The 12,827-nt window shown below is 49.6% G+C and carries 8 protein-coding genes and 2 riboswitches; all 8 genes read right to left on the bottom strand.

Annotated elements, in window-relative coordinates:
• Positions 1–474 precede the first annotated feature (474 nt).
• A complete protein-coding gene (locus tag MHI24_RS19525) occupies positions 475–2,136 on the bottom strand; it encodes an AraC family transcriptional regulator (RefSeq protein WP_340021189.1) in 1,662 nt (553 codons plus the stop codon).
• A 161-nt stretch (positions 2,137–2,297) separates the two neighbouring features.
• A complete protein-coding gene (locus MHI24_RS19520) occupies positions 2,298–3,257 on the bottom strand; it encodes an ABC transporter substrate-binding protein (RefSeq protein ID WP_340021188.1) in 960 nt (319 codons plus the stop codon).
• Positions 3,258–3,640: 383 nt separating this feature from the next.
• Entirely contained in the window at positions 3,641–4,432 is a 792-nt protein-coding gene (locus MHI24_RS19515; protein WP_340021187.1) for a transglutaminase-like domain-containing protein, read from the bottom strand.
• Positions 4,433–4,464: 32 nt separating this feature from the next.
• Positions 4,465–4,545: riboswitch (cyclic di-GMP riboswitch) on the bottom strand.
• Between the two features lie 73 nt (positions 4,546–4,618).
• Positions 4,619–4,700, bottom strand: a riboswitch (cyclic di-GMP riboswitch).
• Positions 4,701–4,824: 124 nt separating this feature from the next.
• The gene (locus MHI24_RS19510; protein ID WP_340021186.1) at positions 4,825–5,478 is read right to left on the bottom strand and encodes a class D sortase; all 654 of its coding nucleotides are present in this window, start codon (positions 5,476–5,478) and stop codon (positions 4,825–4,827) included.
• 62 nt (positions 5,479–5,540) lie between these two features.
• Positions 5,541–5,948, bottom strand: coding sequence for a GtrA family protein (locus MHI24_RS19505; RefSeq protein WP_340021185.1), 408 nt, complete (start codon positions 5,946–5,948; stop codon positions 5,541–5,543).
• Entirely contained in the window at positions 5,938–6,885 is a 948-nt protein-coding gene (locus MHI24_RS19500) for a glycosyltransferase family 2 protein (protein ID WP_340026735.1), read from the bottom strand. Before MHI24_RS19500 ends, MHI24_RS19505 begins: the two co-directional genes overlap by 11 nt.
• Positions 6,886–6,955: 70 nt before the next feature.
• Positions 6,956–10,795 (bottom strand): glycosyltransferase family 39 protein, encoded by a 3,840-nt coding sequence (locus tag MHI24_RS19495; protein WP_340021184.1) that lies wholly within the window; start codon positions 10,793–10,795, stop codon positions 6,956–6,958.
• Positions 10,792–12,795: a glycosyltransferase family 39 protein gene (locus MHI24_RS19490; RefSeq protein ID WP_340021183.1), complete on the bottom strand. Its 2,004-nt coding sequence runs from the start codon at positions 12,793–12,795 to the stop codon at positions 10,792–10,794. The genes MHI24_RS19495 and MHI24_RS19490 overlap by 4 nt, the downstream gene beginning before the upstream one ends.
• Between the last annotated feature and the right edge of the window lie 32 nt (positions 12,796–12,827).

Below are 12,827 nucleotides of genomic sequence, written 5' to 3'. Positions count from 1 at the left end.
GCGATAGCTCATTTTGAAACATCTGACGAGAATTTACATTCTCAAGATGATATTTCTAAAGCGTACAAGACGCTGTGAAATTCATCATTTTTTGGATCTCACCGAAGTGATTTCCGATACTCACTCGTTGTTCAGTTTTCAAAGATCAAGATCGTTGTCAGTGGCGATTAGCTCGTCACCAGCAACTCTTATAATATATCACGTTGATTCGAGTAATGCAAGCTTTATTTTCAAACGACTTATTCAAGTCATTTCCTGAATCCAGCTTGCCGTTGTAACAACGCTTACTTATAATACCCTAAGTCTCTACCAAAAAGCAACCTTTGAATCCAAACAAGCTGCTGACTGTCCTAAGGATGATAAAAACAACGCTGATCAGCAGCAGGAACCAGGCCCCAAAATCACGGGTGGATTTTTCGGAGCCTTTATGGCGCTTATGGGTCCTGCTTTATATATCTCTTTTACATCTTTGGATCACTTAATTTTCTTATCAAAAATATACGGTAGCACCTCTAGCGACTGTCCGCGTGTAATAGGATCATCATAGTTCCATATACTATCCACAAAATGAGTCTTATTGTTACTTAGATCGGCTAAAGCCGCGATATGTGGACAGTGAGCAACAGTTTGCAATTCCTGACGAGAAGCCAAGACGAAATTACGATCTCCTGCATAGTGATTTATTTGATGCTGCTGAATTTCTATCCATGCTTGCCCTTGCTCGATTAGGTGCATCACATTGGCTGAAGGACGAAAGCCAAGAGATTCATACAAGGTAGCAGCCAATCCGCTCTGGCCCATAATATAAAGTTTTGTACCAAACTTGAGATAAACAGCAGCTGTCTCTCCAGCAACATAAGCATCTGCTAATTGCCTACGTACCAATCTTACCTTGTTCTCATATCTAGTAATCCACTTCTCCGCCGCTTTACTACGTTCAACTAGTTTAGCAATATATCGTAACCGCTCAAATAGTCTAAACTTACTGTTCAGTATAACAGTAGGAGCGATCGCATCTAGTTTCTGTAAATCTTGTTCGGGATGAACATAGCTAAGCAATAAGAACTCCGGCTGCAGTTGTGCAATTTTATCTGGATCTGCCCACTGCCCGATATTATGAATATTCCGCAACTTATTGTGATAAATCACGTTATCTTTCATTATAGAGATGGCCGCTCCTATAGGGGGCATGGCTAAAACGAGTAATTCTCCAAGCGTAAATTTGCCATCAGTCACGATACGTGTTGTATCTTTGGGAACATGAATCTTTCTGCCAAATGAATCGATAACTGTTCTTTGCCCAGTACGAAGATGAATATTCTCATACTCACGCGGGGTGTGTCCAGTTAATTTATGAAAGCACCGGCTGAAATAGTATTCATCCTTAAACCCAATTTGTCGAGATATTTTGCCCAATGTCTCGGTGGAATTACACAGAAGTTCTTTTGCCTGGTTTATACGTAATTGGACCAAATAATCATTTGGTTTTTTGCCGGTCATTATTTTAAACTTTTGACTATATTGCCATCTGACCATTCCAGCCATGTTAGCAAGTTTTTCAACTGTTAAGTCCTCATCATAATGCTGTTCCATATACTGTACGGTTTGTTGAACCAAGTTTATCTTTTCATTGTTCTGCAACTGGGAAACTTGCTCATCGAACTGAGCCATCATCCCCAGAATGAGCTGAAGTCTACCTTGCATCATAGCCATTTCTGATGTGGATAGAGAGGAACAACATTGGTTACTTATCCATGCTTCATTTCCTAATACTCGATTGACTTGAGAAATCAACAGATTATAGGGGTAACCACAAAGCAAAGGTGGATGAGCAACCGGATTCAAAGTCATTCCTTCTACTTTAAAGCTTTCAAAGGTAAAGCGTGCAAGCTGTGCCTCTTTGTTACTTGATTCCATAGTGTAGCGTTGTACAGGCAAAACCAGAATGCAGCTTCCTTGTCGTAGATCGATTGCAATATTGTCTACATACAGTCGTATGCCGTGATTGAGTGCTATCAATAAAGTGCATAAATTGGTTTCAGTGTCATCCATTCCCTCATTATTGACTGGAATTATCTGGTCAACTTGTAACCTATCATAGTGTTGCAGCCTAATATACAGGGATGCTAGATTCATAAGCAACTCTCCAAAAAATTGAAAATGAGAATCATTATCGTCATTGTAACATATAATGACCTGCTTTCAACCACAAACTGTAGTTCAGCTTTTAATAGTTGGAATCTGTGCAATTTTAGAAAACTAGGGATATAAAGAACTGAATGTGTCAAAATAAGTTCTTACTGTTGGTCCATCCATTGCGGCATCTGTTCAAACAATTGCTCCAAAGCTAACAAATTATCTGTATTCCATTCACTGGGAACAACATGAACATTTCCCTTTTTAACTGCAGGCAAAGTTGTCCATGTCGGTCTTTGCAGCAGTCGGTCAGCTTCTGTTTTACTTTCAACATCATCTTGTACAACTACAAACAAATGATCACCAGCAAATTCTGAAAGCACTTCTTCTGAAATGTTAACGAAAGACACGCCTTCTTTATCAAGAATATTCTTCTGTACAGCTGGCGGGACGGCAAAACCGTTCTCCCCATAAATAATAGCACCCAGGCTACGATTGCCCATAACATAAAGTGTTTTACCCAACTGGTAGAAAACTGTCGCTGTCTCCCCTTCTGCTAATTGAAACTTATCAAACATTTCTTTCGACTGTGCTTTAAACCTAGCAATCAGTTGAGCTGCCTCTTCCTGTTTGCCAAAGATATTTCCCATCTCCTTTACACGTTCTGTATAAGGAAGAGCTGGATTAAAGGGGATAGTAGTAGCAATTTTCGACAATGCCTCATTATGATCTGCTTCTGCCTTGTAATAACCATTAATAATCAGATCGGGTTTTAAACTCAGAATCTTCTCTAAATCACCAGGATTTCCAACATCAACGATTCCTTCAAATTTACCTTCATAGTAACTAGGAATATCTTGGGGAAGGTTGTTACCAACAACTGGAATATGCATCGCCAAGAAATCACCAATTGTCTGGCCAATATAAACAACTCGTTTTGGATCTGCAGGTATTTCAATCTGTTTACCTGTTATCGTTGTATATTGAACAGTTTTCTCACTTTCCTCTTTCTGTTCATCAGACACGCTGTTATTAGCATTAGGAGTACATGCCGATATTATCAACAACAGGAGGAAACTCCCTACCCAGAGTATAATTTGCTTTCTACGTTGTTTCTTCACACTTGTTGCCCCTTTCCTTCTCTCTATTAATTGAAAATGATTATCATTCAAGGCATTATTATAGATAGTGTGAACAGGGGAAACAATGAAAAAAACGCAAAGGTTCATTTGGATAAATGTCAATGATCGTCCCGAACAAAACATCCGTTCTCTTATTTCATTTATAAGCAGACAGAATCAAATGCCGAAGAAGCGTTCCAGATCGCAAGCACGGCCGTCGTCTTCAAATAAAGAAGGATTCGGGGCCGCTGCCTGGGACGCCTTGTAAACCTCCCCTCAGAACATTGAGAAGCCGTTCAACTATCCTGACCGTTCAATAAAAATAACCCGCTTAATGATTAAGCGGGTTACTTACGGAAAGACCTATATAATGAAGACGATTCTTAATAGAATTTAGCTGGAGTGTATTTGCTGGCGGATTTGATCAGCCCTGTTGCTGCACTGCTCTTGCCCAGTCCGGCATCAACAGTGGTATCAATAGTTACCCATTTGCCGTCCAGGAATACTTCATTCCAGGCATGGTATGAGGTTACATAGCTTGTATTGCCCATTACCAGCTTGGTTGGAATTCCTTCGCTGCGGAGCATGGTAGCAAACAGGGAAGCATAATCGTAGCAGATACCTTTATTGGTAGCCAGTGTTTTATCGTTGTTAGGGATATAGTCTGTTGTAACGCTGTTCGCCAGAGCGTAGTCATACTTCACGTTGTTAACGATGTAATTATAGATGGCCTTCACTTTGTCCGCATCGGATGTCAGGCCTTTCGTTAACTGCGCTGCCTTTTGAACGGCTTTATCAGAAGAGCTCCACTTCACATTCTGCACAGAGCTCAGATATACGGCGTTAGCATTACTCATGCTCAGGGATACAGTCTCAGAAGACAGCACCTTGTATTTGTTGCCTGTAGTATTCTCAAGTACCGATACTTTGTAAGAACCATTGCCCTGTTGCAGCGGGAAGGTCTCAGTCGGTCTGGAAGCGTACAGGTTATAAGTGTAGCTGTTGTTATCTTTGGTAATCATGACCTTCATCTTCTTGTCCTTAGGAACATTGTAGGAGACTCCGATGACCCCTTGATCAAGTTGTCCTACATTTAACCAGCCAGTGTCGGCGTTAGCAGCTTGCGCGGTACCCGTCTGCACGGAAGTCACGAGCACAAAAAGTGTAACCAACATCAAATAAACCTTCTTCATTGGATAAAACCCCTTTCGGTAGCTGGCTGCCATTCTTGCGGGAAGGCCCTGTAGCTTTGCGTCCCTACCTTTCGATAGGTTTGCCGTTATCGTATAAGCTTTATCTGTCCTGTCATCTACCAAAAAATGCTAGATCAGAGTTTAGAACAAACAAAAAAAGCCTCTTCATTCGGTAGCTGGCTGCCATCCATGACGGGAAGGCCCTGTAGCTTTGCGTCCCTACCTTTCGATAGGTTTGCCGTTATCGTGCATTAGCTTTTGATAGTTTTATCTTACCATATCTAGTTCTATTATCAAGACCCAAAATGCTATAATCCTACAAAAATAGACTAAAATTTAATGTTTTATACCTAGCCAGTCTTAATATGCAGGCCTCAGGTTAACTTCGCATGAATGATCAGCCGGTGGGTCGGATTCACAAGCGGATCACACGTAATCAGGGTCAGGATTTTGTCATCCCCATTCCCCTTCAGCACGGATACATCCGTAGGCTCTACAATGGATACATCATATACAACGTACTTATATTCGTGGCCGCTGGTAAGGAGTGTAATCTCATCCCCCTTGCCGACTTCATTCAGCCTGTTGAACAGCCGTCCTGCCGTTCTGGAGCGGTGTGCCGCAATAGCAGCATTGCCCACCTCGCCGATTGGTGCGGTCTCTTTCATATGCGCAGCAGCATGCTTCATATTCGCTTTGGTGGCACCTTCCAGCACAGGCAGCTTCAGATCGATTTTGCCGATTTCAATAATAGCGGATATTTTGCCGCCCAGCTTAATATCCGGCGCTTTTGAAGGCTCCGGCTCTTCCGTACCCGATTCCTCTGCCAGCAGCTGGGTCACTTCCGCGTAAGGCTTGCTTAAATCCGCAGCGGCCGCAGGCGCAGCCGAGGGGGCGATGTCACTGTAGGCCTGTTCAGCCTCTTCCAGCAGCTTCTGCTGCTGACGGTCCTCGTACCATTCGCTTCCTTTGGGATAGAGCATAATCAGGACCCCGGCAAGAATAATCAAATAGGATAATTTCCGCATGGCAATCGCCTCCGTATTCTAGAATTGTGATCCTCCCGCCCCGAAACAGATGGATTTGCCGTTCACCTGAACACCCATTTTCGGCTTCCGAAGAAATTAATAATTACTGTAATGAAGGTAACCAGCACCTTGGCAATCAGCACCTGGATACCAAGCCTATCAGTCAACAGATGGATCAGCAGCACCGAAATGCCCAGCACCACCAGATTGAGTACAATGAACCGTACCAGCTGCATCCGGTCGAAGCCCTCTCCGCCGGCATTGCCCCGGTCGCGGAAGGTCACTTTTTTATTCCAGACAAAGCTGTTGGCTGTGCCTGCGCTATATGAAATGATCTGCGCCGGAGTCGTATAGACCCCGATGGAATGCAGCAGCGTAAACACGGCGAAATCAACCAGGGTGTTCAGCAGACCCACCGCATTGAATTTCAGGAACTGGATGAAGCCTGCACTCCAAGCCTTATCTGGCATAACCGTTGTCCTTCCGCGCACCTTCTGTCTCTGTATCCTCATACCCTCTGGTCTCACGCACGATATAGAGCGGTCTGTCCTTCGATTCATCATAGATCCGTCCGATATACTCGCCGATAACCCCCAGCAGCATCAACACAATGCCGTTGAAGAGCAGGTTAAGGCCTACAATAGAGGCCCACCCGGGAACGGTCCAGTTGGTGAACAACTTCTGGAATAGGACCAGGAACAGATAGATGAAGCTGGAGAAGGACAGGAAGAAGCCGACGTAGGATGCAATTTTGAGCGGTTTATGCGAAAAGGAAGTGATGCCGTCGAGCGCGAAGCGGATCATTTTCTTAAGCGGATATTTCGTCTCGCCGGCGAAGCGCTCCTCCCGCACATATTCCACCATGGTCTGCCGGAAGCCGACCCAGCTCACCAGTCCACGGACATAGCGGTTCTTCTCCTTCAGGCCGCGCAGCACATCGCACACCTTGCGGTCAATCAGCCGGAAGTCTCCGGTATCGGTCGGAATCTCCACACTGGTCATGCTGCTGAGCAGGCGGTAGAAGATTTTGGCGGTCGCTTTCTTGAAAAAGGTCTCACCGTGACGCTTCAGCCGCTTGGCATAGACAACCTCGTAGCCTTCCTTCCACTTGGCAATCATCTGCAGGATGACCTCAGGCGGGTCCTGGAGATCGGCGTCAATGACGACAACCGCCTGACCTTCAGCATAATCCATCCCCGCCGTAATCGCCACCTGATGGCCGAAGTTGCGGGAGAAGTCGATCAGCTTGACATGCTCATCGCTATTACTGATTCCGCGCATAATCTCAGCTGTCCGGTCGCGGCTCCCGTCGTTGACGAACACCAGCTCATAGGAGTCTCCGCATTCATCCATTACTTTTTTGAGCCGCTCATAGGTATGCTGAATTACTTCTTCCTCATTATACATGGGGACAATGACACTGTATCTGGCCTTCACCTTGGGTTCCTCCTATTAATTGTTGTAAGCCCCGGTCCCCCTAGAATACCCAGGAAGGGAACCAGCGCAGTACGCCGGTGATATAACTGCTGTTCACCAGCATGCCGGATAACACCGGATAGAACATCACGAACAGGATGGCGGCAGCCGCTACATAGCCATACCGCAGATATTTCACATCACGGAATCTGTCCTCAAGCAGCTTCATGATATATACAATCGAGAGAATAATAAACGGCACCATCGCAAAATAATGGTACAGGAACGTCTCACGCGGGACAAGCATCCACGGGACATACTGCGAGAAGAAGCCGATCCAGAGCATATACAGGCTTTTCTCCCGGCGGCGCACGCTGAACCATACGGCAGCCAGCATCGCGAAGATTCCGGTCCACCAGATCAGCGGATTGCCCATGGTGACAATGCTGCTGGCCTTGCCCGCAGGCAGGCCGTCTCCGCCGCTGAAGAACCATACCGGACGTTTCATGAACGGCCACTCCCACCAGGAGGAGGCGAATGGATGCGTAGCGACAAGCTGGCTGTGATAATTGTACATATTCTTCTGGGCATCGATCAGCCCTTTCAATGTGTAGCCGTCTGCCGATGCAGTAAGCGACGGAATGAAGGACAGGCTGTAGATAATGGCCGGAATGATGACGAAGAACCCGATGCAGCTGGCCAGCGTAATGATCGTGTTCTTCCAGAAGGAACGGTCGGCAGTCCGGCAGGCAGCCTTGAGCTCCGGCGAGGCCAGCTTGCCTTCAGCCAGCAGGCGTCCGGCAGCCTTATATTCCCGGTAACGGTCCAGCAGCGACAGCGCCAGCATGATGGCAAGTCCCGCACCACCATAGGCAACGATCCACTTGGAGGCCACCCCGATGCCGAAGAAGAGGCCGGACCAGAACAGCGGCACCAGCGTAGTCCGCAGCGGCACCCGGTAGAAATTCATCGTGAAATACCGCTGCATGAAATAGAACATCAGCATGATGAAGAATACGCCGTATACATCGATGGTGGAGATCCGCGTCTGGGTGAAATGCATGAAGTCCAGGGCGAACAGTCCGGAGGCTAGGGCCGCATAGGTTGTTCTGCGGAACAGCCGCATCGCCATGATATAGATCAGCGGCAGCATCGCGATGCCGAACAGCGTGCCGATGATCCGCCAGCCGAACGGATTGACGCCGAACAGCTCCATGCCTATCCCGATCAGCAGCTTGCCGAGCGGCGGATGCGTATTCTCATAAGGAACAATGCCGTGGTAGTGCTCATAAGCCGTCCGCGCATGATAGATTTCATCAAAATACGTGCTGTTCATGAAATTTGAATGAGCCGGGATTAAGGCCTGCTCGTCGAACAGATTGGCCGGCGCCCCTCTTTTGGCAGCGGCTCCGCCATCCGGTGTAACGCCGGCTACAGCAAGCGGAGCCTCCGGCGCACCCTGCTCATAGAACGCCATCTCATTCAGCGTGAAGCCCGGAGAAGTCACAGTAAGCTTGACGTATCTTGCCGACACGTTAAGCGGCTGGCTTTTCCAGATGAAAACATTGCCGACATCCTCGTTCACATCCAGCGGATTACTCCAATTATCAGGGGTCTGGCTGAATTCCAGCTGAAATTTGCCGGTGCCCACCCCGCCGAAGACATTCACCTTCTCCAGTTGCCGGGTCTGGCCCAGATCCACATAGAAGCTCTCACCGCTGGCGGCAGGCTCCCATAACGTCTCCGGCGCCTGACGGTCTCCCAGATGATAGAGCGCCAACGCCCCGTAGAGCACGGTAATCGCCAGCATCCAGATCCAGTCTTTGCGCTGGAGCTTCAGCGGGGAACGCCGCTCCGCAGCAGCTAACGGCTTCAGCCCCTCAGCAAGCTGCACATCCCCATCATAAGCCTCCTTAGGTGTAACAGGCTCAGGCAGAAGCTTGGCGGATTGGCGGATATATACATCGTACCCCACATACAGCATATATAATGCAAGAATAATGGTAATCAGCGCTGTAACCAGCACGATTCCGTCTGACGGCGGGTTGCCGCCGGTATTCAGGAAGGCCAGGGTATAGCCAACGTTGATATATTGCGTCAACGAGAACCCGAGGAACAGGGTCAGGAACCGCCGGTCCCGGCTCTCAATGAAGGCGAACAGGGACAGGAGCAGTACCGGGTACAGGTAGCGCTCATGCATTTTGGTCCCGAATACAAAGACAATAGTGATCAGTACCATCCCGATAAAATAGGATTTGGACAGGTTCTTGCGGTCCTTTGTGTTGAAGGAGTAATATGCTGCCAGCGCCACTGCCGCCAGAATGGCAATAAAGCCCCAGATCCGGTACGGTATCCCCAGCCAGGTCACATCCAGTGCCGACCACATCGGATCGGTCAAGGCGTACAGGTTGAAGGCGTTAACGGTCGAATAGGGATAGGAGGTCAGGGTGCTTTTGTACAGATTAATGAGTCCTGCAAGACCGCCGTTATTCCAGAAGAAAGGGGCGGCGAGGAGAATGAAGCTCCCCAGTCCGTACAGCGCACCCAGCGCGAGCTGCTTCCAGGCCCGGTGATGATAGTAGGCAAACAGCAGCACCGGCGTGAAGATCAGCGCCTGCGGCTTGATCAGGGTAGCGATGGCAAACAGCACAGCGGCCCGGACAAAAGCACCGTCAGCAATGCCCATAATACTCAGCAGCAGGAAGATCAGGAAGAAGGAATCCGCCTGGCCCCAGGCTGCCGAATCCATCAGCACGGCCGGGTTGAACAGGAACAGCATCATCAGACCGATGGCCAGGCCGGAGCCGATTTTGGCGCGTGCGCTGCGGTAGATGATCCAGCCCAGCACAAGATCCGAGAGAATCGCGGGCAGCTTGAACAGCACGGTCTCTGCACCTGACCCGTTGGCGAAGCCGAATAATCCGCGAAGCATACTGAGCAGATAGAGAATGTACAGGTAGCCCGGCGGGTAGTCGGCGAAATAACCTTCTTCATAGAATTTGCCCGGACCGAGGTCCGTCAGGCGCTGCCCCCAGGCCATGAAGGTGTTCATATCATTCTTATAGCCCTGCGCAGTCAGGCCGATCCAGATCCGCAGGATCAACGCAGCACCGAACAGAACATACAGCCAGCGTGTATAGATGACCGCCTCCTGCTTCAGCAGACGTTCACTGCGGAAGGCTCTGCGGTATAGAAAAGCAAAAAAGCAGCAGAACACGCCGGAAATCAGCAGCAGCTTGGCCGGGGATACCTTATGCGGCACCTCCGCCGGCTTGTCCCCGTTGCCCCCGTCTCCGCCGGCAGCCTGCGCTCCGCTGTCCAGCGAGATAATATTACTTCCCTCCGGGACGGTATCCAGCTTCTCTACAGACAGATCGTCAAAATACGCCTTACCCTGGATCAGATTGGCGTAGCCGCCCAATGCAGCACCGATTCCGACCTCGGTCTGCTGCTTGCCGGTCTGGCCGATGAACTCCAGGTACTGCCAGTCCCCGCCGGTATCGCTGGTAGCGGGATAACCGCCGCCAATACCCACAGGGAAAATATTCGCCCCGAGACCTTCTCCGGCTGTGCTGGCGATTTTGACATAGCCAGAGATTCTGTAATAGCTCTCCGGCTCAACGGTAACGGTCTGGACCCACTTCAGGTGATTGGGCTCCAGATTCTCAATGACCGCCGCCTTGCTGCCGGAATGCACTTCCTCGGACTGGATGGACATCAGGCCTGCGGCATCCCCGGAGACCCATCTGTCCTGGGTCCAACCCGCAGGAGCACCGTCCTCCCCTTCCTCAAAGCCCGGATTCTGCAGAAGGTTCCCTTCGGCATGGATGCTTGCTGCAGGAAGAATGAATAATAAGAGCATTAGTATAACGGTTGCCGCTGCACGTACATTTCTGGTCATCGTTCTACCCTCACCTCATCAATGTTAATCCAGCCATTACCGCCGGTTATGTATACTTCTGCCTGTGCCCCCTGCTCAAGTGTAACTGCAGGAAGCAGGACCTGCTGATAGTCTTCTGCAGCGGGCAGCCCGGCCTCAGCCAGAATAGTGCCCGCTGCCCGGATGCCGACTCTTCCGCCGCTGCCCCCGCTGCTAGCCATCACGGACAGCCTGTACTCACCAGCAGCGGGTACAGTGAATATCTGCGACACGCTGGCGCTTGTTCCCGGGTCCAGATACGCCAGCTTGCTGCCGGCATAGGGCTTATTGACTGCCACTCCCGTTCCCGCAGAGAATGTCCAGCCGAGGCCCCCTTCTTCAAAGCCCCCATCCAGCAATTCAGCAATAGCTGTCTTAGATGTAGAAGGAGGTCCGTCCGCCCCCGCCTTCGTAAGCATTACACTGTAGCCTGAGAAGCGCTTCACCGTATACTCCGTCTCAGCCGCCGGAGGCGCTGCATCGTTCGCATAGACGAATGCGGCACCAGCAGGCACGGTCCCCACATCTTCGAACCGGTATCTGCCAAAGGAGGAGACCCGCTGGAACGCTTCTCCCGGATTGGCGTAGACTACGGATTTCTGGAAATCATGCGGATTGACCTGCTCATAGAACAGCACATAAATATAGGGCATATTCACCTGATTCGTAAGATAGACCTCTCCGCTGCTGTGTTCTGAAGCATACTGCACCGCCTCCCCGAAGGAATCGTAGAAGGCCGGAGCAATCCGCTCCGGGAATTCGCGGAAATAGCTATTGGTGAACATGATGAACATCACTCCAAACACAGCTGCCGAGAGAATCCCCGCCCACTTCATTTTGCGGATGATCCAGACGAAGCCGGTGCTTACCAGCATCATCAGCGGGTAGAAAATAATATTAATCCGGTTAATATTCACCGTGGTAATCCCCGCCAACAGCACAGCGAGCAGGAACCAGAGCAGCAGAACTCCCTTGCCAGCACTTTCTCTCTCCCGCCGCCCTGTCCACCACGAATGCAGGATAACAATCAGGCCGAGCAGGGCAAAAGGCAGCGCAAGCGGGTACGCATACCCGTAAGGTGAAATGGAGTTCCATGGCAGGCCGTCGCTTCCGCTGATCATCAGTCTGGCGAAAGCGCTGAGGTTATCCGCAGCCGCCTGCCAGATATGGCCGCCGAACACAGATGAAATCTCCTCTACGCGCGGCATCGTCAGCTTAGGAATGGTGAACAAGGGAGTGGTTATCTCCTGAATAGAATAACGGTTGATTACAATAAATAGTAATATAGGCAACGCCATTGCCGCAAACAGGAGAAGATTCCCTGCCAGCGTCCGGACGCTAAGAACCTTGCTATATAATAGAAGAACCGCCGTGCCAAGTGCAAATAACGGGACGAAAAAGTAGGCTGTTCCATAAGCATACAGAGAGAGGGCAAGCATGGCGGTAAATGCGTAATGCCAGCGCGGATTCCCAAAGGACCGCAACAAGAAATAAAGGGCAATCAGGATCAGCGTAGGAAAAAGATTTGATTCCAGCGCCCACCTGGACATCATAATATGCCAAGGATTAACCGCGATGAAGAACATGGCTGCGGTCCCTGCACCGGGCGAAGCCGTCAGCCTTCTCATAATGAGGTAGAAGAAGAGCATACTCAGCAGACCCATCACCACACTGAGCAGCCGCACAGACAGCGGGGTCAGGCCGAACAGCAGGATGAACGGTATGGACAAGTATGCATACAGCGCATTCTGCCCGCTTCCCCAGGCGATCAGATGAACAGGCAGATGAACACCGTTGCGGTCTATTCCGTAGTGAAGAATGGCATAGGCATCATAGCCGATGGAGGCTTCATCCTGGTTCAGCCCCGGCGGAATAGAGGTTATGTACAGAATGCGGACCAGTGCCCCCAGCAGGAACAGCAGCAGCGGCCAGGGGTGATTGCGGAAGGACTTGTAAGCTCTATGGATTACGCCGGACACCATTTATCACCTCTTCAACAATATAATCTAAATAT

It is taken from the genome of Paenibacillus sp. FSL K6-1096 (assembly GCF_037977055.1).
GTDB lineage: Bacteria > Bacillota > Bacilli > Paenibacillales > Paenibacillaceae > Paenibacillus_AQ.
The sequence above is the reverse complement of the archived record's forward strand: the minus strand, read 5'-3'. Positions and strand labels throughout refer to the sequence as shown.

What these genes read in the sequence shown, in the direction of transcription:
- MHI24_RS19510 (WP_340021186.1), bottom strand. Translation starts at nt 5,478, where the DNA reads ATGCGGAAATTATCCTATTTGATTATTCTTGCCGGGGTCCTGATTATG.
- MHI24_RS19500 (WP_340026735.1), bottom strand. Translation starts at nt 6,885, where the DNA reads ATGTATAATGAGGAAGAAGTAATTCAGCATACCTATGAGCGGCTCAAA.
- MHI24_RS19515 (WP_340021187.1), bottom strand. Translation starts at nt 4,432, where the DNA reads ATGTTGGTTACACTTTTTGTGCTCGTGACTTCCGTGCAGACGGGTACC.
- MHI24_RS19505 (WP_340021185.1), bottom strand. Translation starts at nt 5,948, where the DNA reads ATGCCAGATAAGGCTTGGAGTGCAGGCTTCATCCAGTTCCTGAAATTC.
- MHI24_RS19495 (WP_340021184.1), bottom strand. Translation starts at nt 10,795, where the DNA reads ATGACCAGAAATGTACGTGCAGCGGCAACCGTTATACTAATGCTCTTA.
- MHI24_RS19490 (WP_340021183.1), bottom strand. Translation starts at nt 12,795, where the DNA reads ATGGTGTCCGGCGTAATCCATAGAGCTTACAAGTCCTTCCGCAATCAC.
- MHI24_RS19525 (WP_340021189.1), bottom strand. Translation starts at nt 2,136, where the DNA reads ATGAATCTAGCATCCCTGTATATTAGGCTGCAACACTATGATAGGTTA.